This is a genomic window from Arthrobacter globiformis NBRC 12137 (assembly GCF_000238915.1).
Taxonomy (GTDB): domain Bacteria; phylum Actinomycetota; class Actinomycetes; order Actinomycetales; family Micrococcaceae; genus Arthrobacter; species Arthrobacter globiformis.
Window position 1 is genome coordinate 73,229 of record NZ_BAEG01000039.1, and the last position, 22,865, is coordinate 96,093.

Consider the following 22,865-nt stretch of genomic DNA (forward strand, 5'->3'; position numbering starts at 1 on the left):
CGGCAGGGAGTAGGTTCAGGACAAATCCGTGGCTGCTCCAACGCCGCCGGCCGCGGATCCGTTGGCTGACCCCAGGGGAAATGACCGTGAGCTTGCGACCCTTGTCACCGCAGGAACGTTCCGACGCACTCAGGAAGGCCGCGGCGGCAAGGGCTGCCAGGGCCTCGGCCAAGGAACGGCTCAAATCCGGAGAACTGACCGTGGCCCAGATCCTGGACTCCGGCGGCACCGAGGAAGCCATAGCGCGCATGCGCGTTTCGGAACTGCTCGAGGCACTGCCGGGGATCGGGAAGGTCCGGGCCGCGGCCATCATGGACAGCCTCGGCATCGCCGCGTCCCGCAGGGTCCGTGGGCTGGGCATTCACCAGCGCCGGGCGCTGGTAGATTTTATGAACGAGAAATAGCTTTATCCGAACAGATTTATCTGCAGACCGCCCAAAGGAATACGTGAGCAACAAACCCGGACTGACAGTCCTCGCTGGTCCTACGGCTGTTGGCAAAGGCACCGTGTCCACCTATATCCGCGACAACTACCCCGAAGTCTGGCTGTCCGTTTCGGCCACCACCCGGGCCCCGCGGCCCGGTGAGATCGATGGCGTGCACTACTACTTCAAGTCCAAGGAAGAGTTCGAGTCCCTCGTGGCCGCCGGCGAATTCCTGGAGTGGGCCGTGGTGCACGGGCAGAACACGTACGGAACCCTGAAGAGCACCGTCAACCAGGCGATCGCCGAGGGCCGTTCCGTGCTGCTGGAGATCGACCTGCAGGGGGCACGCCAGGTGAAGCAGGCGGTTCCGGATGCCCAGTTCGTGTTCCTGGCACCGCCCAGCTGGGAAGAACTGGTCCGCCGGCTGGTGGGCCGCGGCACGGAATCCGCCGAGGAACAGCAGCGCCGGCTGGAAACCGGTAAAGTAGAGCTTGCTGCTGAACCGGAGTTCGACCACACCGTCATCAATGACGACGTCCGCCGGGCAGCGGACGAGCTTGTTTCACTCATGGGGCTGACCCCGCACCCGCGCCAGCCGCAGACGCCATCAGCCCGCTAGAAATTTGGAGAATTCGTGTCCACGAACCTTGAAGGCATCATCAACCCGCCGATCGACTCGCTGCTCGAGGCAGCCGATTCCAAGTACGGCCTGGTGATCTTCGGTGCCAAGCGTGCACGCCAGATCAACGCCTACTACGCACAGCTGCACGAGGGGCTCTTCGAGTACGTCGGCCCGCTGGTTGACACCAAGCTGAACGAGAAGTCGCTGTCCATCGCCCTGCGCGAGATCAACGAAGGCAAGCTGGTTTCCACGCCGATCGAAGCTGCAGAGTAACAACCGCAGAGTAAACAGACTGCCTGCTGACGGAGTTCACGTGCGCATAGTCCTCGGAGTCGGGGGAGGGATCGCCGCCTACAAGGTGGCATCGCTCCTCCGGCTTTTTACTGAAGCCGGCCATGACGTCACCGTCATTCCCACGGAAGCAGCCACCCGCTTTGTCGGCGTGGCCACCTGGGAGGCGCTGTCCGGTAACCCGGTGACCAACAGCGTGTTCGACGACGTTGACCAGGTGAAGCACGTCCGGCTCGGCCACGAGGCAGACCTGATCGTGGTGGCCCCCGCCACCGCCGATCTCCTGGCCCGTGCCGCCACCGGCCAGGCCAATGACCTGCTCACCAACACGCTTCTCATGGCGAGCGGCCCGGTGCTGTTCGCCCCGGCCATGCATACCGAGATGTGGCAGCATGCGGCCACCCAGGCCAACGTCGAAACTCTGCGCAGCCGGGGCGTGACGGTCCTGGAACCAGCCAGCGGACGGCTGACCGGCAGTGACTCCGGCCCCGGCCGGCTGCCCGAGCCCGAAGCCATCTTCGACGCCGCCATCGCCCTGATGCAGGACACAGGCGTTCCGGCGCATCTCCCGCTGGCCGGCCGCACCGTGACCATCAGCGCCGGCGGCACCCGGGAGCCCCTGGACCCCGTCCGGTTCCTGGGCAACCGTTCCTCCGGCAAACAGGGCGTGGCACTGGCCGCCGCCGCCCGCGACGCCGGAGCCGCCGTGCGGCTCGTGGCCGCCCACATGGAAGTGCCAGCCCCGGCGGGCGTCGAACTCATCGCCGTCGAAACGGCCCTGCAGCTCCGCGAAGTCATGCTGGCAGCGGCAGCCGATTCCGACGTCGTCATCATGGCTGCGGCGGTGGCCGACTTCCGGCCGGCGGAGGTCTCCGGAAGCAAGATCAAGAAGCGGGACGACACCGCCGACCCCGTGATCACGCTGGTCCGCAACCCCGACATCCTGCACGAGCTCGTCGCGGTCCGTGACTCCGCGGGCAGCAGCCAGCTCGTGGTGGGCTTTGCCGCCGAAACGGGTGATGAACTCGGTGATGTGCTGTCCTACGCAGAGGCCAAGCTGAAGCGCAAGGGCTGCGACCTGCTCGTGGTGAACCACGTCGGCGCTGACAAGGTGTTCGGCCAGGACCACAACTCCGTGGTGATCCTCTCGCGGGCCGGTTCCGAGCCGCAATCGGCGTCCGGCTCCAAGCAGGACGTCGCCGCCATCGTCATCGACCGCATCGGCTCCGAACTGAGCCGGGTCTTTCCGCGAACCTGACGGGCGTAAGCAACGTCTCCTTAGCATGGGGACACACGCTGCCGCCCCTCCGTTTGCCAACCAGTAAGGTAGTTGAGTGACTTTACCGCTGCACATTCCAGAATCCCACGGGTCCACGCCCGCCGCGCTTCGGCTCTTCACCTCGGAGTCGGTCACTGAAGGGCACCCGGACAAGATCTGTGACCAGATCAGTGATGCGATCCTGGACGCCCTGCTGGACAAAGACCCCGAGTCCCGCGTCGCCGTCGAGACCATGGCCACCACCGGCCTGGTCCACGTCGCCGGCGAAGTGACCACCGACGCGTATGTCGAAATCCCGCAGATCGTCCGCGAGACCATCCTGGGCATCGGCTACGACTCCTCCGCCAACGGCTTCGACGGCGCGCGCTGCGGCGTTTCCGTGTCCATCGGCCAGCAGTCCAACGACATCGCCGGCGGCGTCTTCAATTCCCTGGAAGCCCGCGAAGGCCGCCAGGAGGACGACTACGACCTGCAGGGCGCCGGCGACCAGGGCCTGATGTTCGGCTACGCCAGCGACGAGACCCCCTCCTACATGCCCACGCCGATCTGGATCGCGCACCGCCTCTCGGAGCGCCTCACCGAGGTCCGCAAGAACGGCGAACTCTCCTACCTCCGCCCGGACGGCAAGACCCAGGCCACCATCGGGTACGACGGCGACCGGCCGGTTTCGGTGGAAACCATCGTGATCTCCAGCCAGCACGCCGACGGCTTCAGCCTCGACCAGTTGCGCGCCGACCTCGGGACGCACGTCATCGACCCCGTCCTTGCCCTCGCGGACCTGGACATTTCCCGCACGGTCAACATCCTCAACCCGGCCGGCGCCTTCGTGATCGGCGGCCCGGTGGGCGACGCGGGCCTCACCGGCCGCAAGATCATCGTGGACACCTACGGTGGAATGGCCCGCCACGGCGGCGGTGCCTTCTCCGGCAAGGACCCGTCCAAGGTGGACCGCTCCGCAGCGTACGCCATGCGCTGGGTTGCCAAGAACGTGGTGGCGGCGGGACTCGCCAAGCGCGCCGAAATCCAGATCGCCTACGCGATCGGCCAGGCCCGCCCGGTGGGAACCTACGTCGAGACATTCGGGACCGAGACCGTGGACCCGGCCAAGATCAGCGCCGCCATTGCGGAGATTTTCGATCTGCGACCCCGGGCCATCATCGACGCCCTGGATCTCAAGCGTCCCATCTACGCCAAGACGGCCGCCCACGGCCACTTCGGCCGGGATGATCCGGACTTCACCTGGGAGCGCCTGGACCGCGTCGACGACCTGAAGGCCTACTTCAACGCCTGAGCCGTCCGTCCGCGGCCATCAGCACCGGGAATGTCAGACCCGTGTGATTGGCTGATGACTAAGCCAGGACGGAGGTAAGGCGCCATGTCGTCGAACAGCATGTCTTCGAAGAGCATGTCTGCGCACCCCGCGTCTGCGCAGACAGCGCCGGAGCCGCAGCAGCTGTCATTGCTGCAGGGGTTTCCGGCCACGGCCAGGCCGGCCGGCGGACCGCCGCTGGCCGCCGACCGTCCGGTGGCGCGCGTGCTCATCGAGTCGCCGCTGCCGCACCTGGACCGGCCGTTCGACTACAGCGTGCCCGCTGAACTGGATGAGGACGCCCAGCCGGGCGTCCGCGTCCGCGTGAAGTTCAGCGGCCAGGAACTCGGCGGCTACATCCTGGACCGGGTTGAGGAGTCCGACGCCGGCCAGCCCCTCGTCCCGCTGCAGAAGGTCGTCTCGCCGGTCGCCGTCCTGACCATGCCCCTGCAGGAACTCGCCGGGCGCGTGGCCGCACGCTACGCGGGCACCGTCAGCGACGTCCTCCGCGTGGCGATCCCGCCGCGGGTGGTCAAGGTGGAGAAGGAGCTTGCCGGCGCCGAGCCGGCCGGGCCTCCCGCGGCGGATCATGACCTGTCCGGCTCCGGTTGGACCGCCTACCGCAACGGCGCCGCCTTCCTTCGCCATCTTGCGTCCGGAGGCTCACCCCGGGCCGCCCTCAGTGCGCTGCAGGGGTTTGGCCCGGACGCCTGGCCACGGCTCATCGCGGACGCAGTGGCGGCGGTGCGGGCGTCCGGACGCGGCGCCGTCGTCGTCGTTCCCGACTACCGAGACCTGGACCGCGTCCAGGCTGCCCTCGAGGACATCCTGCCCGCCGATGACGTTGCCCGGCTGACGGCCGACGACGGCCAGTCACCCAGGTACCGCAACTACCTCAGAATCCTCAAGGGATCCGCGGGCGTCGCCGTGGGCACGCGTTCGGCGGCCTACGCCCCGGTACAGAACCTTGGACTCGTGGTGTGCTGGGACGACGGTGACGACCTCCACGTCGAACAACGTTCCCCGTACGCCCACAGCCGCGAGGTGCTGCTGCTCCGTGCCGAGCAGGAGGGGGCTGCGTGCCTGCTGGCAGGGCACGCGCGCAGCACGGAGGTGCAGCGGCTGGTGGACGCCGGCTGGGCGATGCCCGTGGAAGCCGAACGCACGGTGCTGCGCCGCACGGTTCCCCGGGTCCTCAACACCGCCGACAGCTTTGAGCAGGAGCGCGACCCGCTCGCCCGGTTGGCAAGGCTGCCCGGCGCAGCGTGGCGCACCGCCAAGGAGGCGCTGGAACGCGGCCCGGTCCTGGTGCAGGTTGCCCGTGCCGGATATGCGCCGTCGCTGGCATGCGAAACCTGCCGGGAACCGGCGCGCTGCCCGTCCTGCCAGGGGCCGCTCGCCATCGCGGGCAGCGCCGCTGTTCCCCAATGCCGGTGGTGTTCGACGCCGGCACCGGAGTGGTGCTGCGGGCACTGTAACGGCACCCGGCTGCGGCGTGGTGCGGCCGGCGTGCTCCGTACGGCCGAGGAGCTGGGCCGCGCGTTTCCAGGCAAGCCCGTGGTCACGTCCTCCGGCCAGAACGTCAAGGCCACGGTGCCGGATGCCTGTGCGCTGGTGGTGGCCACGGTGGGCGCCGAGCCCGTGGCTCCGGGCGGATATGCTGCGGCGCTGCTGCTCGACGGTGACTCGCTGCTGCGCCGGGAGAACCTGCGCGCGGGCGAGGACGCCGTACGCCGCTGGTTCAACGCCGCTGCCCTCGTCCGGCCTTTCGCTGACGGCGGGATCGTCGTCATCACCGCCGACGACACCGCCGCGGTCGGCGCGCTGCTTCGGTGGGACCCGGCCGGTTATGCCCAGCGTGAGCTGGGGCTGCGCGCCGAGCTGCAGCTTCCCCCGGCGGTGCGGGTTGCCGCCGTCACCGGCGGCAGCACCGCCGTCGGGCATTTCACCGCCTCGGCCACAAAGCTTCTCGCCGCCGAGGGCGTGGAGCTGCGCGTTGCGGGCCCGGCGCCGCTGCTGCAGACAGCAAGGACGGATAGCGAGGATGTGCGCACGCTGCTGTTCATTCCGTACGCGCAAGCCGCCACCGTGACGAGGGTGCTGCGGGCCGCGAAGGCGGCAGGCGCGGCGAAGCGCACGGAGGACCCGGTGCAGCTGCGGCTCGACGGGGTGGACGTGCTCTGACGCCAACGCGTTGGTGCCAGCCGGCTACCTGCGGCGGAGCGCCATTACCTCTGCGGCGACGTCCACCAGCTGGCGGGCGGATTCGTCCCAGCTGAACTGCCGCGCCCGCGCCACCGACCGCCGGGAGACGTCCTGCCAGTGCTGCCCGTCGGCGAGGTTGCGCACGGCGGCGGCGAACTCCGGCGCCGACTCCGGATCAACATAGGTGGCGGCATCCGCACCCACCTCGCGGAAGATCGGGATGTCGCTGGCGATGACCGGGGTGCCCAGTGCCATGGCCTCCACCAAGGGAAGGCCGTAGCCCTCGGCCCTGGACAGGGTGACCAGCGCGGTGGTGCGGTTCAGCAGTGCCGTATATTCATCGTCGGTGACGCCGTTATGGAACACAACGTTCGCGCCGGAGGGGATCTTCGCTTCAAGCTCGGCGCGGCGGTGCGGGGTGATCCGGCTGAGCAGGTGCAGCGTGTAGCCAGGCAGTTCGGCCATCCCGGCGAGCATGGTTTCGACGTTCTTGTAGGGCATGAACGAGCCCATGTAGAGCAGTGTCTTCTCCGGCGCCGCGGCCTGGTCGCGGGGCTGCTGGGCCGGCTGGGGAGCGTTGCTGACGATGCGCACCGGGCGGCTGGTCAGGCGGTACTTGGACATCAGGGCCTCGGTGGTCCTGCTGATGGTGGCGACGACGTCGGCACGGTTGAGCAGGAGCCGCTGGGGCCAGAACGCCTTGTGGTAGAGGCGCCACAGAATCCGCACCGGGGCCGGCAGGAATCCCGGCGGTGCCGGGTGTTCGTAGTAGATGAGGTCGTGCAGGGTCAGCACCAGGCCGTACTTGCGCCCCCACGTCCCCATGGTCTGCATGGGGCACACCACCACATCCGCCCCGAGCTGGTTGACTTTCCGCGCCACGAAGAGCTCGGCGGGGGAGAGCGGGCTGCTGATGAGCGTGTACGGAACGTCGGGAAGCAAGGCCAGTTGCCGGAGGTCGCTGATGAGCATGGACACATCGGCGATCTTTGAGACGGCGGCGATGAGGCTGGAGCCGTAGCGGCTGATCCCGTCGTGGTGGTCCGTCCGGGTGAAACGGGCGTCGATGACTATCTTCACGCGGGGTGGTCCTTAAGGAAGCGGCGGATGAATCCTGCGGCAGGTTCGGGCGTTTCGTAGTGGATCAGGTGGCCGACGCCGGGGATGACATCGAGCGTCGCGTCGGGAAGCAGCCCGGCAAGCCGGTGCTGATCCCGCAGCAGGGCGATTTCGTCCTTTTCGCCGGCGACCAGCAGCACAGGCAGGGTGAGCCGCGGCGCGACCTCGGCCACGTTGCTGCTGACGGACGCGGTGAAGGATTCCAGCAGGCTTTCCCGGTTCGCGAACGCACTGAAGTACGCGTGGTGCTGCCCGTGGATGAACCGCAGCAGGTCCTTGTCCTTCGTCTTCGCCATGGCCATGCTCATCACCCGCACGATGAGCGGGCTGCGGAGCAGGGCCAGGCCAAGGGGGCGGGGGAGCCGCGCGGAGAGGCGGTAGTACAGCACAGCCAGCCGGGTCATGAGGCCCTTGGGGCCTTCGAGTGCGGGCGCTGCGATGGGGTTGACCAGGATGAGCGGGCGGACGGCGTCCGGATGGTCGGCGACAAAGTGCGCGGCCACGATGGAACCGAACGAGTGCCCCAGCAGGACGGTGTCCGGCCCGAGTCCGAGGGCATTCATGAAGTCGCTGATGAACCGTCCGTAGCGTTCCACGGTATGGGCGGCGTCGGTGAACGGGCCGGAGCTGCCAAAACCTGGAAGGTCCGGCATGATCAGGCGCATCTCCGGCAGCTGGTCGGCCACCCGCAGCAGCCCGTGGTGGTCCCCGCGGAAGCCGTGGATGACCAGGACGGTCCGGGTTTCAGCCGTGGTCCTTTCCGGTTCGTAGACCCAATAGGCAACGCTGCTGCCGGCCAGCTGCGTTGTGGATGCACGGGTGCGGGCGGCGAGTCCGCTGCTGACGAAGGACGGTGCTGTAGCGGGCTCGGAGTCGGCTGTTCTCATCTGCTGGGGGAGTCCTAGTTGACGTTGTCGGGGTGGGAGCCTGTGCGGTGGCCGCGGTCCAGTGCTTCGATGTCAGCCATGTCCAGGGCGGAGAGCTCGAAGCCGAAGACGTCGAGGTTCTCGCGGATCCTGGCGGCTGAGCTTGCCTTCGGGATGGTGACGTGGCCCAGCTGCAGCTGCCAGCGCAGGATGACCTGCGCGGCGCTCACCTTGTGCTCCGCCGCGAGGGCGCCGATGACGGGATCCTCCAGCACCTGGCCGCGGCCCAGGGGGCTCCACGCTTCGGTGAGGATTCCCAGCTCGCGGTGCTTTTCCCGGAGCTCGGCCTGCTGCAGCCACGGATGCAGTTCGATCTGGTTGACGGCTGGCACCACTTCGGCTGTTTCCAGCAGCTGGTCCAGGTGCAGCGGCTGGAAGTTGGACACGCCGATGGCCCGCACCTTGCCCTCGCGGTACAGCGTCTCCAGGGCGCGGTATGTCTCCTGGAACAGGCCCCGCTTCGCGCACGGCCAGTGGATCAGGTACATGTCCACATATTCCAGGCCGAGGTTGATCATGGACGTGTCGAAGGCCCGCAGCGTCGCGTCGTAGCCGTGGTCGTCGTTCCAGACCTTGGTGGTGATGAACAGATCCTCGCGGGAAGTACTGTGGGCGGCCTCGCCTGAACCGCCGGCGGCGGCTTCCGTGGCGAACAGGTCTACCAGGCCGCGCGCCACCCCGGATTCGTTCCCGTACATGGCCGCCGTATCAAAATGCCGGTATCCGGCGTCTAGGGCGGTCAATACCAGGTTGGCGGTGTCTTTCGGCGGAACCTTGTAAAGCCCGAAACCCAACTGGTCGATCAGCACGCCGTTGTTCAGGCTGAGCCGGGGTGAGGTAGTCATGGATACGACTCTACCGATACCGCGCCGCCGCGCGCGTGACCGGCAGGCGCAGTGTCAGCCGCTGGTGTGGCCGGGACTCAGCCCCAGCAGAGACAGAAGGGGTGGCCGGCCGGGTCCGCGTAGACCTGGAAGCCCTCGTCGGAGGTGATGTCGTCCGCCGGCTTCAGCAGGCGTGCTCCGAGCGACAGGGCCTCCTCGTGGGCGGACGCGATGTCCTCAACATAGAGGTCAAGGTGGATCTGCTGCGGGTTCCCGTCAGGCCATTCCGGCGGCACGTGGTTGGGCGCAAGCTGAAAGCCGAGGCGCGGGTTCCCGTCGACGCTGACCGTGTGCCAGTCGTCCTCCGCGTCCACGGTGCCGCCGAGCAGCCCGGCCCAGAAGGCGCTCTCGGCGGGGAGGTCGGCGGCGTCGAACACGACAATCTGTCTGCTGATTTTCATGCGGTCATCCTTGCATGACGGCAGCGATTTGCCGAGATCCCCGACGACGAGGGGCTCTCCCCGCGGCCTCCGCCCGTGATCAAATAGGAGGGTTAGACCGGCTGCCCGAGTCCGACCACGGCCTCGGCCATATGGAAGGAACAACATGAGCGATCGCCAGGACCAGCCCCCGGTCCCTACTCAGGAAAGCTCCCAGGATCCGGACGTCAAGGCCGCGGGAGGGGGCCCGGCCGACCCTGGCAGCGTGACCGCGCACGGCAGCGAGAGCGAGAACCCGGCCATCGATGCGCCTCAGCCCAAGGCGCACCGGCCACGGACCGTCGCGGACTGGTGGCCGAATCAGCTCGACCTCTCCGTACTGCACGCTCATCACCCCGCGGGCAATCCGCTTGGCCCCACGTTCAACTACCGCGAGGAGTTCCAGAAGCTCGACGTCGAGGCGCTCAAGCAGGACATCATCGGCGTCCTGACCACCTCCCAGGACTGGTGGCCCGCGGACTTCGGCCACTACGGCGGCCTGATGATCCGGATGAGCTGGCACGCTGCGGGCACCTACCGGGTCCACGACGGCCGCGGCGGTGCGGGGGACGGCAGCCAACGGTTCGCGCCGCTCAACAGCTGGCCGGACAACGCCAACCTCGACAAGGCCAGGCGGCTGCTGTGGCCGGTGAAGCAGAAGTACGGTCAAAAGCTCTCCTGGGCCGACCTTCTCGTCCTTGCAGGCAACGTCGCCCTTGAGTCGATGGGCTTCAAGACGTTCGGTTTCGCCTTCGGCCGTGAGGATGTATGGGAGCCCGAGGAGATCTTCTGGGGTCCCGAGGACACCTGGCTCGGCGACGAACGCTACGTCGGCGAAGGCGAGATGGCGGCGGGCGTGGGTGCTACCGAGATGGGCCTGATCTACGTCAACCCGGAAGGCCCGATGGGCAATCCGGATCCTGCCAAGGCTGCGGCGTTCATCCGTGAGACCTTCAAGCGCATGGCCATGAATGACGAGGAAACCGTCGCGCTGATCGCCGGTGGACACACCTTCGGCAAGACCCACGGCGCCGGCGACGCCGACGCGCATGTCGGTCCGGAGCCGGAGGCAGGCGACCTCGAGTCGCAGGGCCTGGGCTGGCTGAGCACCTACGGGACCGGCAAGGGGGCCGACACGATCACATCCGGCCTTGAGGTCACCTGGACGGACCGTCCGACCCAGTGGAGCAACCGCTTCTTCGAGATCCTCTTCGGGCACGAATGGGAGCTCGTCAAAAGCCCCGCCGGTGCCCACCAGTGGGTGGCCAAGGACGGCCCGGAGATCATCCCGGACGCCCATGACCCGGCGAAGAAGCACCGGCCCACCATGCTCACCACTGACCTCTCGCTGCGCATCGACCCCACCTACGAGAAGATCTCGCGGCGCTTCCTGGAAAACCCGGACGACTTCGCCCTCGCGTTCGCCAAGGCCTGGTACAAGCTCCTGCACCGCGACATGGGTCCCGTCGGCCCCCACCTGCTCGGACCATGGGTCCCCGCGCCGCAGCTTTGGCAGGACCCCATCCCGGACGTTGACCACGAACTGATTGACGAGCAGGCGATCTCCTCGCTCAAGGCCCAGCTCCTGGACTCGGGCCTCTCCGTCTCCCAGCTTGCCGGCACGGCGTGGGCCGCGGCGTCCACCTTCCGCAAGACCGACAAGCGCGGCGGCGCCAACGGGGCACGGATCAGGCTGGAGCCGCAGCGCGGCTGGGAAGTCAACGAACCCGGACAGCTGGCCACGGCGCTGCAGGCCATCGAGCGGGTGCAGCAGCAGTTCAACTCCGCCCAGAACGGGGGCACGAAGGTCTCGCTGGCAGACCTGATCGTCCTCGGCGGCTGCGCGGCGGTGGAGAAGGCGGCGAGGGACGCCGGCTTCGACGTCACGGTGCCGTTCCGGCCCGGCCGCGCCGACGCCTCCCAGGACCAGACCGACGTCGAGTCGTTCCAGTACCTGCAGCCGCGGGCGGACGGGTTCCGCAACTACGTGCGTCCCGGCGAAAAGCTCCAGCCCGAGACCCTCCTGCTTGATAAGGCGTACTTGCTGGACCTCTCCGCGCCGGAGCTGACAGCCCTCATCGGCGGCATGCGTGTCCTGGGCACCAACGTCGGCGGTTCCGCGCACGGCGTCCTCACCGACAGGCCCCAGGTCCTGACCAACGACTTCTTCGTCAATCTGCTTTCCCCGGGCACCCGCTGGAAGGCATCAGAGGGAGGGGAGAACGTCTACGAGATCAGCGACGTCGCCAGCGGCGAGCTGAAGTGGACCGCCACGCCGGTCGATCTGGTCTTCGGCTCCAACTCGCAGCTCCGGGCACTGGCCGAGGTCTACGCGAGCGATGACGCCAGGGAGAAGTTCGTCAACGACTTCGTGGCAGCCTGGGCGAAAGTCATGGAGCTTGACCGCTTCGACCTGTCCTGACCCGGACGTCCGCGCCGGCCACAGATGCGGCCGGCGCGGGGCAGCCGGCGTCCGGACGACGCCGGCTGCGTCACCTATCCCGCCCGCAGTTCAGGCGGCCTCCTCGAAGCTAACCAGCCGCCGGGCCGAGGCCTCATCGAGGATCAGATCAGTGGCCAGCCCGGCCACCAGCGCCCCGCGGAGCCCGTTGATCTTGGACGCGCCGGACACCACACAGATCCGGCGGCGCACCTGGCGGAGCTGGTCCAGCGACGGTCCGGTGGAGCGTTCATTCAGGGTGATGCCGTCCGAGGAGCCATCGCCGCGGAAGAAGACCGTGGCCACATCCCCAACGACGTCGGACTTCGCCAGGGTGGCCAGGTCGTCTTCATCGAGGTAGCCGCCGGCGTACACGTGGCTGGGGTAGTCGGCATCCACTGAACCCACGCCGAAGATCGCGATGCTCATTCGGGACTGCAGATCGAGGATGCGCTGCACGCTCCGCTCATTCCACATCGCGGTCTTCGTGGCGGCGTGGTCGAAGAAGGCCGGCACGGGAAACTGTTCAACCCGCGCCCCGTAGGCGCTGCCGAAGCGCCGCATGATGTCGCTGGCGTAGGTGATGCCGGTGGTCTGCATGTTGCCCGCACCGTTCAGCTGCACCACCACGCTGTCGTGGGTGATCTTGCGCGTCAGGTGCCGGCTTACCGCGCTCAGGGTGGAGCCCCAGGCCACGCCGATGATGGCGTTGGAGTCCACAACCGGGCCGATGGTACGTGCGGCCTGCATTGCCACACGGTCCAGCGTTTCTGCCTCATTCAGGGTGTCCAGGACGGGCACCACGTGCACATCCACCTTGTACTGGGCCCGGATCAGCCGCTCCAGTTCCGGGCCTGTGTCCAGCGGGCTGCGGATCTGGATCTGGACCAGACCCGTTTCCCGGGCCGTTGAAAGCAGCCGGGAAACCGTGGACCGGGAGGTCCGCAATTCCCGGGCGATGGCGTCCATGGTGAGGTCCTGCATGTAGTAGAGCTGGGCCGCGCGCAGCGCTTCGGAATGTCGGGGACGGGGCATGCATCTATCCGTTCTGCACGTTTGTGCATAGTGCTTGACGTTATTTTCCAATAATTCAAACAATAGTGGTGAACGGCCCCGCACCTTTCGGTGCGCCGTCCGAAACAACCCCTCCGTACCAAACCCAAAGGAGCAGATTTGGGACTCAAGGATTCATCCGGCCATACCAACAGCGCTACCGCCCGCGGCGCGGAGCGCGAGTCCGTCTCCCGGCTGCGCCGGCGGCCCAAGGCCAGGGTCCTGATCATCGGTGGCGGCATCAACGGCGTCGGAACATTCCGTGACCTCGCCCTGCAGGGCGTCGACGTGGCGTTGGTGGAGCGCGGCGACTACTGCCAGGGCGCCAGCGGCGCCTCCTCGCACATGATTCACGGCGGCATCCGCTATCTGGAAAACGGCGAATTCCGTCTCGTCCGGGAATCCGTGGTTGAGCGCAACAGGCTCCTTCGGATCGCGCCCCATTACGTGAAGCCGCTGCAGACCACCATTCCGATTTTCAGCACATTCTCCGGTGTCCTGGCTGCGCCCCTGCGGTTCCTGACCCACAAGCAGCAGGGCAAGCCCAAGGAGCGCGGCGCGTTCCTCATCAAGCTGGGACTCAGTCTCTACGACTCCTTCTCCCGCGACGGCGGCAGCGTCCCGCGCCACCAGTTCCGCACGCGGCAGAAGGCTCTGGCCGAACTTCCGATGTTGCACCCTGGCGTCAAATACACGGCCACCTACTTCGATGCGTCCGTGCACAACCCCGAACGACTCACCCTGGACGTCCTGCAGGACGGCGAGAAGGCGGGCGGCCGGGCCAGCAACTACCTGTCCCTGGCGTCCGTCAGACCCAACGCAGACGGTTCCAGCACCGCGACGCTCCGCGACGAACTGACCGCCAAGGAATTTACCTTCACCGCGGACGTCATCGTCAACACCACCGGCGCCTGGGTGGACCTCACCAACCAGGCCATGGGGGCGCCCACCACGTTCATGGGTGGGACGAAGGGCTCACATATCGTCCTTGACCACCCGGGCCTGCTCGCTGCCTGCAAGGGACGCGAGATCTTCTTCGAACACACGGACGGCAGGATCGTTCTGATCTACCCCATGGGCGACCGTGTGCTCGTGGGAACCACCGACGTCGACGCCGACATGTCCGAAGACGCCGTCTGCACGGACGGCGAGATCGACTATTTCATCGACCTGATCGGCCACGTCTTCCCGGACATCGCCGTGAACCGCGGACAAATCGTGTACACGTTCTCGGGCGTGCGTCCGCTGCCCCGGCACGACGCCACCCAGCCGGGCTTCGTATCGCGGGACTACCGCATCGAACGCCGGGCACAGGGAGGCGGCGCCGCCGTGCTCAGCCTGGTGGGCGGCAAGTGGACCACCTTCCGTGCCCTCGCCGAACACCTTGCCGACGACGTCCTCGCCGAACTGGGGGCGGAACGGAAAATTTCGACGGCGAAACTCCCCATCGGCGGCGGCGCCCGGTTCCCGGACAGCGAGGCCGGAATCCAGCAGTGGATTAAGACACACATGACCGCAGCCCGCGACGCCGACCGGACCGCCGGACTCCTCACCAGGTACGGCACCCGTGCCGAGGAAGTCATCGGGTATCTCGACGCCGGTCCCGACCGACTGCTCCGCTCCACCCGGGAGCTGAGCGTCAGGGAACTGCAGTTCATGGCGGCCCACGAACAGATCGGCCACCTCGTGGACGTGCTGATCCGGCGCACCTCGCTGGCCTTCCGCGGACTGGTCACCGGGGAGCTGCTGAACGAAGTTGCTGAAGCCTTGGCCGAGCCGCTCGGCTGGGATGCGGCAGGGGTTGCCGCTGAGATCAACCACGCGCAGGAGGTGCTGAAGCGACACCACGGCGTCGAAGTCCACAGCCTCGTCGCCTAGCGGGAAACCGTCCTTCAAACACGCGAAGGACTGACAACAGAAAATAGAGGAGTCAAAGATGTCTCTTGGATTGGTTTTTCTTTCCGAAGTCTTCGGAACCGCGATGCTGACCCTGCTGGGTTGCGGTGTGGTGGCCAACGTTGCGCTCAAAGGCACGAAGGGCAACAACGGAGGCTTCCTGATGGTCACCTGGGGATGGGGCATCGCCGTCTTCGCCGGTGTCTACGTCGCCGCCAGGTCGGGCTCGCACCTGAACCCTGCCGTCACGCTGGGCCTTCTATTGAACGGCAAACCGGAGTACGCGGCGGGTGTTCCGGTGGACTTTGCCTCCACGCTCACGTATTTCGGCGGTGAACTGACCGGCGCCTTCCTGGGTGCCGTACTGACGTGGCTGGCGCACAAGCAGCACTTCGACGCCGAACCCGAGCCCGCGAACAAACTCGGCGTCTTCTCCACGGGCCCGGCCATCCGGTCCACGCCCTGGAACCTGATCACGGAAATCATCGGCACCTTCGTGCTCGTCTTCGTCATCCTCACCTTTGGCGGGACACCGTCGGGGCTTGGTCCGTTGGCGGTGGCGCTGCTCGTCGTCGGTATCGGTGTCTCGCTGGGCGGACCCACCGGCTACGCCATCAACCCCGCCCGTGACCTCGGGCCGCGCATCGCACACGCGATCCTGCCCATCAAGGGCAAGGGATCCAGCGACTGGAGCTACTCCTGGATCCCGGTGGTCGGGCCGCTCGTTGGCGGCGCGCTGGCTGGCCTCGTGGGGTATCTGCCCATCGTGTTCACGGCCGCCACCTGACGCGCGGCACCCGTTCCGAAACCATATCCATAGCCACATCTCTTCAAACGCAAGCACAACGACAAGGACGTCATCATGAGCCAATACGTAATCGCCGTCGACCAGGGCACCACCAGCACCCGCGCCATCGTCTTCGACCAGAGCGGCAGCATCGTGTCCTCCGGCCAGATGGAACACGAACAGATCTTCCCGCAGGCCGGCTGGGTGGAGCACGATCCCGCGGAAATCTGGGACAACACCCGCGAGGTCATCGGCTCCGCCCTCTCAAAGGCGAACCTGACCCGGCACGACATTGCCGCCGTCGGCATCACCAACCAGCGTGAAACGGCGGTGGTCTGGGACAAGACCACCGGCAAAGCGATCTACAACGCGATCGTGTGGCAGGACACCCGGACCCAGCCCATCGTGGACGAACTGGCGAAGGACGGGGGAGCGGACCGGTTCAAGCAGAAGGTGGGGCTGCCGCTGGCCACCTACTTCTCCGGAACCAAGATCAAGTGGATCCTGGACAACGTCGACGGTGCGCGGGAGAAGGCCGAGGCCGGGGACCTGGTCTTCGGCAACACCGACTGCTGGGTGCTGTGGAACCTCACCGGTGGCGTTGATGGCGGCGTGCACGTCACCGACGTGACCAACGCGTCCAGGACCATGTTCATGGACCTCGACACGCTGCAGTGGGATGAGGAAATCCTGGGTATCTTCGGAGTTCCGGCGTCCATGATGCCCGCCATCAAGTCCTCCTCAGAGGTCTACGGCACGGTCCACACCTCGCAGCTGCTGCGGGAGGTCCCGGTGGCCGGCATCCTCGGTGACCAGCAGGCCGCCACGTTCGGCCAGGCTGCGTTTGAGACCGGCGAAGCGAAAAACACCTACGGCACCGGATGCTTCCTGATCTTCAACACCGGCGAGGAGATCGTGCACTCCAAGAACGGGCTGCTGACCACCGTCGGCTACAAGCTAGGCGACGCGGCACCGCACTACGCGCTGGAAGGCTCGATCGCCGTCACCGGTTCGCTCATCCAGTGGCTGCGGGACAACCTGAACATGATCAGCAGCGCCCCCGAAGTGGAGTCCCTCGCCGCCTCGGTCAAGGACAACGGCGGCGTGTACATCGTCCCCGCGTTCTCCGGACTCTTCGCGCCCTACTGGCGTTCGGACGCCCGGGGCGCCATCGTCGGCCTGACCAGGTTCGTTAACAAGAGCCACATCGCCAGGGCCGCGCTTGAGGCCACGGCTTTCCAGACCCGCGAGGTGTTGGACGCCGTCAACGCTGACTCGGGCGTTCCGCTCACGGAACTGAAGGTCGACGGCGGGATGGTCGCCAACGATGCCCTCATGCAGTTCCAGGCAGACATCCTCGGCGTGCCGGTCATCCGCCCGAAGGTGGTGGAAACCACTGCCCTGGGTGCGGCGTACGCGGCCGGCCTCGCCGTCGGCTTCTGGAAGGACCTCGGCGAGCTGTCCGCCAACTGGTCGGAGGACAAGCGCTGGGAGCCGAACATGGACACCGAGGAGCGGGAACGGCAGCTGCGGCTCTGGAAGAAGGCCGTCACCAAGTCCATGGACTGGGTCGACGAGGATGTGAGGTAGCCTTCTGCCCCGACAAGGGGCCGGTGACTCCCGCCGGAGTCACCGGCCCCTTTTCTACGTGTCCAGTTCCCCGTCGTCGTTTGCCTGTTGCCTCATTGCAATACCTCCGGGAAGGGTAATACGTTGCCTCATTTGAAAACCTCCGGATGAGGGCTTCGTTGCCTCGTTGAAAAACCTCCGGATTGTTTAGCCGTTCCAGGCGCGGTTGACGGGTGATGGGGGCGGGTTTCTTGGCGAGGGCGAGTGTTTCAAGCTCGGCTGTCAGGGCCAGAATCTGGCGTGAGAGGGCGCCGGGTTTGACGCGTTTGAAGGCTGCATTCATCTGGATGACCGGGCGCTTACGCATGCGCCCGTGCCTGACGGCACGTTGGTGGGGTGTGGCCGGTGCGTCGTGTTTCTTGGTGACCTTCGCTCCGTGCCGGTGCTTTTCGATGAGTTTTTGCTGCGGCAGCAGGTAGTTGGTGAAGACGCGGTCCAGCTCCCAGATTTCGTTGAGCTTGTCCAACTCGGCGGGCGTGTCGTAGCGCAGGTAGCCGACCAGTTCCCGGACCCGGGCCCAGTTCTTCTGCTCCACGTGTGCGCCGTCATTCTTGTTCCCGGGCCGGGAACGGGTGAAGGTGATCTCGTGCGCGTGGCAGTAGGCCAGCAGGTGTTCGTTGATGAATTCTGAGCCGTTGTCTGAGTCGATGCCGGCGATGGGGAACGGGAACACCGCGGTGACGTGCTCAAGGGCCTCAAAGACCCATTTGGCGGCCTTGTTCCGCACCGATCGGTTCACCGTCCATCCGGTGCAGATGTCGGTCACCGTCAGCGTGAAGCAGAACTCGCCGAAGCTGTTGCCGCCCTCGTGACCGACCAGATCGATCTCGACAAAGCCCGGGACCGCGTCGTCCCATTCGGCCCAGGTACGGACCGGGATCTGGGACTTCAGCAGCGTGCCCGGCTTGGTATGCGAGCGTCCACGCGGGATCAATCTGGCCCGTTCCCCGGCCAGTTTCCGGTCGATGGTGGCCGCGCTCATCCGCATCAGCAACGCGGCCTGCTCATCGGTGATCACAAGCTCCCCGTCGCGGCGCAGCAACGGCACCAGCACCGGCAGCATCGGAGCCAGCAGCCTGCCGGCCGGAGCGCGCAGCACCGCCCAGCACCTGATCAGCGCTGGCAGCAGGTCCGGCCCGTAGACCGGCCTCCTGCCCGGCCTTGGCCTAATGATCTTCAGGACCAGGGCATCCCGCAGCGCCGCACGGGCATAGTCGCGATGCCATCCGGTCAGCTCGACCAGCTCGTCCAGGATCCGGGACTTCCCTGCACGATCAGCGCTCTGATAGGCGAGGGCCTTCTTCTTCGTCACAGCTTGCCGCTGGGCCATCGTTAGCTCCATGAAAACGGGCATAGCCCGCAACCGCCGCCAACACCCTCAACCACGCCGCTACGCGGAGGTATTCAAATGAGGCAACGAATCCGGCTACGCGGAGGTTTTCAATGAGTCAACGCGGTTTGTTTCCATGTATTGGTGGACAGGCGGTAAGGTTGCTGTATGCGTGCGATCCTTCTGCTTAGCTAGCCGCTTGGTATCCCGAACAAATACGGATTATCGAGCGGCCGCCCCTCCATGTCGAGGGGCTTTTGTGTGTCCGGGGAGACCTTCCCGGCAGGCGGCGGGGATCAGACCGTTGTGACAGGACAGAGGGTCATGACAGAACAGAAGAGGGCAGCAGTGAGCGTTCAGCCGGAGACCGAAACCGGAACAGCAGCAGGCGGAGCGGAGACGCCCGAAGAGGGCGCGTACAGCTTCGCGGCGATGGAGGCCCGGTGGCCGCAGGTATGGGAAGACCTGAAGGTTTTCACCCCCGCCGACGACGGATCCCGGGAGCGCCGCTACGTCCTGGACATGTTCCCCTACCCGTCCGGCGACCTTCACATGGGCCACGCCGAAGCGTTTGCGATGGGCGACGTGGTGGCGCGGTACCTGCGCCAGCAGGGATACGACGTGCTGCACCCGATCGGCTGGGACTCTTTCGGGCTCCCCGCGGAAAACGCGGCCATCAAGCGCAACGCCCACCCGAGTGAGTGGACCTACGCGAACATTGACACCCAGGCGGCCTCGTTCAAGCGCTACGCCATCTCTGCCGACTGGTCCCGCCGGCTGCACACGTCAGATCCCGAGTACTACCGCTGGACCCAGTGGCTGTTCAAGCGCTTCTACGAGCGCGGCCTGGCTTACCGCAAGGACTCGCCGGTCAACTGGTGTCCCAAGGACCTGACGGTGCTGGCCAACGAGCAGGTAGTCAACGGCGCCTGTGAGCGTTGCGGCACTGCGGTGACCAAGAAATCGCTGAACCAGTGGTATTTCAAGATCACCGACTATGCGGACCGGTTGCTGGACGACATGTCCGAGCTGCAGGGGCACTGGCCCGAGCGAGTACTGGCGATGCAGCGAAACTGGATTGGCCGCTCGGAAGGCGCGCATGTCCGGTTCGTGATCGAGGCGTCGGACGGACGTGCCGAGCGCGAAGTCACGGTCTTCACCACGCGTCCGGACACCCTGTACGGGGCCACCTTCTTTGTGGTGGCCGCGGACGCGCACCTGGCACTGGACCTGGTCACCCCCGAGCACCACGACGCACTCATGGCCTACCGTGAAAAGGTTAAGGCCCTTTCGGACATCGAACGCCAGTCCACCGAACGCGAAAAGACAGGTGTTTTCACCGGCCGCTACGCCATCAATCCCCTGAACGGTGAGAAGCTGCCCGTGTGGGCAGCGGACTACGTCCTGGCCGACTACGGCACGGGTGCCATTATGGCTGTCCCCGCGCACGACCAGCGCGACCTCGACTTCGCCAAGGAGTTCGGCCTGCCGGTACGCGCGGTGCTGGACACCGGCGAGGAGGATCCCGCCGTCTCCGGCAAGGCAACGGCGGGGGAGGGCACGCTCATCAACTCGGGCACGCTGGACGGCCTGCCCAAGAGCGACGCGATTCCTGAAGCCATCCGGATTCTCGAAGGTCAGGGCACAGGCGAGAAGTTTGTGAACTTCCGGCTGCGCGACTGGCTCCTGAGCCGCCAGCGGTTCTGGGGCACCCCGATCCCCATCATCCACTGCGCCGAGTGCGGCGAAGTGCCGGTGCCCGACGAGCAACTGCCGGTTACGCTTCCCGAGGACCTGCGTGGCGAGGCACTGTCCCCGCGGGGAACCTCTCCGTTGGCCGCTGCCGCCGAATGGGTCAATGTCGAATGCCCCAACTGCGGACGTGCAGCCCAGCGGGACACGGACACCATGGACACGTTCGTGGACTCGTCCTGGTACTTCCTTCGCTTTGTCTCCCCGCACTACACCGACGGTCCGTTCGATCCGGCGAAGATCAACGACTGGATGCCGGTCGGGCAGTATATCGGCGGCGTCGAGCACGCCATCCTGCACCTGCTCTACGCCCGTTTCTTTACCAAGGTCGTTCATGACTTGGGCCTCCTGGCAGCGGACGAGCCCTTCAGCGCCCTGCTCAACCAGGGCCAGGTGCTCAATGGCGGCAAGGCGATGAGCAAGTCGCTGGGCAACGGTGTTGATCTGGGCGAGCAGCTGGACAAGTACGGCGTCGACGCCGTCCGGCTCACCATGATCTTTGCTTCCCCGCCCGAGGACGACGTCGACTGGGCGGACGTTTCGCCGTCGGGCTCGGCGAAGTTCCTGGCCCGTGCTTGGCGCCTTGGGCAGGACGTGTCCAGCGCCCCCGGTGTTGACTTCAGCACCGGTGACCGCGCGCTGCGCTCGGTCACGCACAGGACCATCGCGGACGCTGCGGAGCTGCTGGACAACAACAAGTTCAACGTCGTGGTAGCCAAGCTGATGGAACTGGTCAATGCCACCCGCAAGACCATCGACTCGGGCGCCGGCGGTGCCGACCCGGCGGTGCGCGAGGCTACCGAGGTTGTCGCCGTCATCCTGAGCCTCTTCGCGCCCTACACGGCGGAAGACCTGTGGAACGTCCTGGGGCACCCGGCGTCGGTGGCCAATGCAGGCTGGCCTTCGCACGACGAGGCGCTGCTGGTGCAGGAGACCATCACCGCGGTGGTCCAGGTCCAGGGCAAGGTCAGGGACCGGCTTGAGGTCTCACCGGCCATCTCCGAGGACGACTTGCGCGAGCTTGCGCTGGCCTCCGAGAACGTCCAGCGTGCCCTCGACGGCCGCGGTATCCGGACCGTGATCGTGCGTGCACCTAAACTGGTGAACATCGTCCCGGCCTAACGGGACGGACTGACTGGCCGGGTTCCGGCCGCCGGCACTGCCGGCGGCCGGAAACAACTGCAGGGGGTGTGCCGTGATTGACCGCGAACCGGCAGCCTGGCTGTGGTTAAAGGAGCACCTGGTCCGTCTCCGCCAGGCCACCAGGCCGGGCCAGGTCCCGCCTACGGGTGAGCCCGCCGTCGTCGTCCGCACCGCTGTGGTGACGGATTCGGCCGCCGCACTGCCCGCCGACTGGGTTCGGGCCTTCTCCATCAACGGCCGACTGGCCGTCATTCCCATGCCCGTCATGGTGGGTGAGGAGATTTACGGCGAGGGCGAGGACGACATCGCCGGTACCATCGCGGTGGCCCTGGCCGCCGCGACGCCCGTCAAGACCTCCCGGCCGTCGCCGGGCCAGTTTGAGCAGGCCTACCTGGCCGCCGAACGGCAGGGCTTTGAGTCGGTTGTGTCCATTCATATTTCCGGCGGCCTGTCCGGCACCGCTGATGCCGCCCGCCTCGCTGCCGGGCGGGTCAAGATCCCCGTGGAGGTGCTGGACACCCGCACCGTGGGAATGGCGCAGGGACTCGCCGTCCAGAGCGCCGTGGTGGCTGCGGCGGACGGCCGCGATGCCAGCGAAGTGCGCCGGCTCGCCGAGGAACGCGCCGCACGGTCCAAAGTGTATTTTTACGTGCCCAGCCTGGAGCAGTTGCGGCGCGGCGGACGCATCGGCGCCGCAGCCTCGCTGGTCGGAGCCATGCTCGCCATCAAGCCGATTCTCGCGGTCGACGACGGCAAGATCGTTCCGCTGGAAAAGGTCCGCTCCGCAGCGAAAGCCATTGCCCGGCTTGAGGAGATCGTGGTGGCAGAGGCCGCCGGACGGCCTCTGGGCGAGGCCCGGCTCGCGATCCACCACTTCGGCAACCGGCCCGAGGCAGATATGCTTGCCGCCCGGCTCGCGGCGAAGCTCCCGGCCGTTCCGCCGGCCCAGATCAGCTCGCTGCCCGCGGTACTGGCGGCCCACGCCGGGCTTGGAGTCCTGGCGGTGATCGTGGGGGAGAGCAGCTCGTCCGTGGCGGGTTGCCTCGCCGCCCCCTCCAAGGCTGCTGACGCCGGCGGTAATGAGGCCGGCACCTAGTACTTTGGTCACCTGGGGCTTTGAACAACTAGGACCTTGAACAACTCGGACCTTGAACAACTAGGACCTGGGATCGGTGGTCCGCGCCGACGGAACCGGCCTCAAGGGCGTACAACTAGGTCGCAGCCCAGGGCGTTGTGGGCGCTGGGAACGCCCTGTGCTGGTACCGGGTTTTCGTTCTGGAGCGGTCTTAAAAAACATCTTCGGTCCGGTCCGTTTGTGGGGCCTGATCCACCCTTTATTGTCACAGCCCCCTGTCA

The 22,865-nt window shown here is 66.6% G+C and carries 18 protein-coding genes; 12 read left to right on the forward strand and 6 right to left on the reverse strand.

Translation table 11 applies throughout. The annotated features are described in order from the left end of the window. The first annotated feature begins 80 nt into the window (after nt 1-80). From mihF to ARGLB_RS07600, 6 genes are all read left to right on the forward strand, one after another. Nucleotides 81-404, forward strand: coding sequence for an integration host factor, actinobacterial type (gene mihF, locus ARGLB_RS07575; RefSeq protein WP_043418338.1), 324 nt, complete (start codon nt 81-83; stop codon nt 402-404). A gap of 43 nt (nt 405-447) precedes the next feature. Beyond that, the gene (gene gmk / locus ARGLB_RS07580) at nt 448-1,044 is read left to right on the forward strand and encodes a guanylate kinase (protein ID WP_003800770.1); all 597 of its coding nucleotides are present in this window, start codon (nt 448-450) and stop codon (nt 1,042-1,044) included. 15 nt (nt 1,045-1,059) lie between these two features. After that, nucleotides 1,060-1,320, forward strand: coding sequence for a DNA-directed RNA polymerase subunit omega (gene rpoZ, locus ARGLB_RS07585; RefSeq protein ID WP_003800778.1), 261 nt, complete (start codon nt 1,060-1,062; stop codon nt 1,318-1,320). 40 nt (nt 1,321-1,360) lie between these two features. Then, the gene (gene coaBC / locus ARGLB_RS07590; protein WP_003800780.1) at nt 1,361-2,596 is read left to right on the forward strand and encodes a bifunctional phosphopantothenoylcysteine decarboxylase/phosphopantothenate--cysteine ligase CoaBC; all 1,236 of its coding nucleotides are present in this window, start codon (nt 1,361-1,363) and stop codon (nt 2,594-2,596) included. A 76-nt stretch (nt 2,597-2,672) separates the two neighbouring features. Then, nucleotides 2,673-3,908 (forward strand): methionine adenosyltransferase, encoded by a 1,236-nt coding sequence (gene metK, locus ARGLB_RS07595; RefSeq protein WP_003800782.1) that lies wholly within the window; start codon nt 2,673-2,675, stop codon nt 3,906-3,908. 114 nt (nt 3,909-4,022) lie between these two features. Next, entirely contained in the window at nt 4,023-6,110 is a 2,088-nt protein-coding gene (locus tag ARGLB_RS07600; RefSeq protein WP_043418372.1) for a primosomal protein N', read from the forward strand. Nucleotides 6,111-6,134: 24 nt separating this feature from the next. Here the strand turns inward: ARGLB_RS07600 and ARGLB_RS07605 are convergent, their stop codons facing one another. The 4 genes from ARGLB_RS07605 to ARGLB_RS07620 all read right to left on the reverse strand — a co-directional run bounded on the left by ARGLB_RS07605 (nt 6,135) and on the right by ARGLB_RS07620 (nt 9,461). Next, a complete protein-coding gene (locus ARGLB_RS07605; RefSeq protein ID WP_003800787.1) occupies nt 6,135-7,211 on the reverse strand; it encodes a glycosyltransferase family 4 protein in 1,077 nt (358 codons plus the stop codon). Then, the gene (locus ARGLB_RS07610; protein WP_003800788.1) at nt 7,208-8,137 is read right to left on the reverse strand and encodes an alpha/beta fold hydrolase; all 930 of its coding nucleotides are present in this window, start codon (nt 8,135-8,137) and stop codon (nt 7,208-7,210) included. Before ARGLB_RS07610 ends, ARGLB_RS07605 begins: the two co-directional genes overlap by 4 nt. A 14-nt stretch (nt 8,138-8,151) precedes the next feature. Then, a complete protein-coding gene (locus tag ARGLB_RS07615) occupies nt 8,152-9,021 on the reverse strand; it encodes an aldo/keto reductase (RefSeq protein WP_003800790.1) in 870 nt (289 codons plus the stop codon). A gap of 77 nt (nt 9,022-9,098) precedes the next feature. Further along, nucleotides 9,099-9,461: a VOC family protein gene (locus ARGLB_RS07620; RefSeq protein ID WP_003800792.1), complete on the reverse strand. Its 363-nt coding sequence runs from the start codon at nt 9,459-9,461 to the stop codon at nt 9,099-9,101. 145 nt (nt 9,462-9,606) lie between these two features. Between ARGLB_RS07620 and katG the strand changes: the two genes are divergently transcribed. Beyond that, a complete protein-coding gene (katG, locus tag ARGLB_RS07625; protein ID WP_003800794.1) occupies nt 9,607-11,901 on the forward strand; it encodes a catalase/peroxidase HPI in 2,295 nt (764 codons plus the stop codon). Between the two features lie 90 nt (nt 11,902-11,991). Here the strand turns inward: katG and ARGLB_RS07630 are convergent, their stop codons facing one another. Then, on the reverse strand, nt 11,992-12,954 hold the full coding sequence (locus tag ARGLB_RS07630) for a sugar-binding transcriptional regulator (protein ID WP_003800795.1): 963 nt from the start codon (nt 12,952-12,954) through the stop codon (nt 11,992-11,994). Nucleotides 12,955-13,092: 138 nt separating this feature from the next. On the opposite strand from ARGLB_RS07630, the gene ARGLB_RS07635 reads away from it, so the two are divergent. From ARGLB_RS07635 to glpK, 3 genes are all read left to right on the forward strand, one after another. Then, nucleotides 13,093-14,850, forward strand: coding sequence for a glycerol-3-phosphate dehydrogenase/oxidase (locus ARGLB_RS07635; RefSeq protein ID WP_003800797.1), 1,758 nt, complete (start codon nt 13,093-13,095; stop codon nt 14,848-14,850). Between the two features lie 58 nt (nt 14,851-14,908). Beyond that, the gene (locus ARGLB_RS07640; RefSeq protein ID WP_003800799.1) at nt 14,909-15,655 is read left to right on the forward strand and encodes an MIP/aquaporin family protein; all 747 of its coding nucleotides are present in this window, start codon (nt 14,909-14,911) and stop codon (nt 15,653-15,655) included. Between the two features lie 75 nt (nt 15,656-15,730). Continuing rightward, entirely contained in the window at nt 15,731-17,245 is a 1,515-nt protein-coding gene (gene glpK, locus ARGLB_RS07645) for a glycerol kinase GlpK (RefSeq protein ID WP_003800801.1), read from the forward strand. Here glpK and ARGLB_RS07650 read toward each other — a convergent pair. After that, nucleotides 17,205-18,614 (reverse strand): integrase catalytic domain-containing protein, encoded by a 1,410-nt coding sequence (locus tag ARGLB_RS07650; RefSeq protein WP_003800803.1) that lies wholly within the window; start codon nt 18,612-18,614, stop codon nt 17,205-17,207. The genes glpK and ARGLB_RS07650 overlap by 41 nt on opposite strands. A 348-nt stretch (nt 18,615-18,962) precedes the next feature. Between ARGLB_RS07650 and leuS the strand changes: the two genes are divergently transcribed. Together leuS and ARGLB_RS07660 are read left to right on the forward strand one after the other, a co-directional pair. Beyond that, complete coding sequence (gene leuS, locus ARGLB_RS07655) at nt 18,963-21,488, forward strand: leucine--tRNA ligase (protein WP_003800806.1); 2,526 nt, start codon at nt 18,963-18,965, stop codon at nt 21,486-21,488. A gap of 73 nt (nt 21,489-21,561) precedes the next feature. After that, on the forward strand, nt 21,562-22,605 hold the full coding sequence (locus tag ARGLB_RS07660) for a DegV family protein (RefSeq protein ID WP_003800808.1): 1,044 nt from the start codon (nt 21,562-21,564) through the stop codon (nt 22,603-22,605). Nucleotides 22,606-22,865 lie beyond the last annotated feature (260 nt).

What these genes read in the sequence shown, in the direction of transcription:
- mihF (WP_043418338.1), top strand. Translation starts at nt 81, where the DNA reads ATGACCGTGAGCTTGCGACCCTTGTCACCGCAGGAACGTTCCGACGCA.
- ARGLB_RS07600 (WP_043418372.1), top strand. Translation starts at nt 4,023, where the DNA reads ATGTCTGCGCACCCCGCGTCTGCGCAGACAGCGCCGGAGCCGCAGCAG.
- ARGLB_RS07610 (WP_003800788.1), bottom strand. Translation starts at nt 8,137, where the DNA reads ATGAGAACAGCCGACTCCGAGCCCGCTACAGCACCGTCCTTCGTCAGC.
- ARGLB_RS07615 (WP_003800790.1), bottom strand. Translation starts at nt 9,021, where the DNA reads ATGACTACCTCACCCCGGCTCAGCCTGAACAACGGCGTGCTGATCGAC.
- ARGLB_RS07620 (WP_003800792.1), bottom strand. Translation starts at nt 9,461, where the DNA reads ATGAAAATCAGCAGACAGATTGTCGTGTTCGACGCCGCCGACCTCCCC.
- katG (WP_003800794.1), top strand. Translation starts at nt 9,607, where the DNA reads ATGAGCGATCGCCAGGACCAGCCCCCGGTCCCTACTCAGGAAAGCTCC.
- ARGLB_RS07630 (WP_003800795.1), bottom strand. Translation starts at nt 12,954, where the DNA reads ATGCCCCGTCCCCGACATTCCGAAGCGCTGCGCGCGGCCCAGCTCTAC.
- ARGLB_RS07640 (WP_003800799.1), top strand. Translation starts at nt 14,909, where the DNA reads ATGTCTCTTGGATTGGTTTTTCTTTCCGAAGTCTTCGGAACCGCGATG.
- glpK (WP_003800801.1), top strand. Translation starts at nt 15,731, where the DNA reads ATGAGCCAATACGTAATCGCCGTCGACCAGGGCACCACCAGCACCCGC.
- ARGLB_RS07650 (WP_003800803.1), bottom strand. Translation starts at nt 18,614, where the DNA reads ATGGCCCAGCGGCAAGCTGTGACGAAGAAGAAGGCCCTCGCCTATCAG.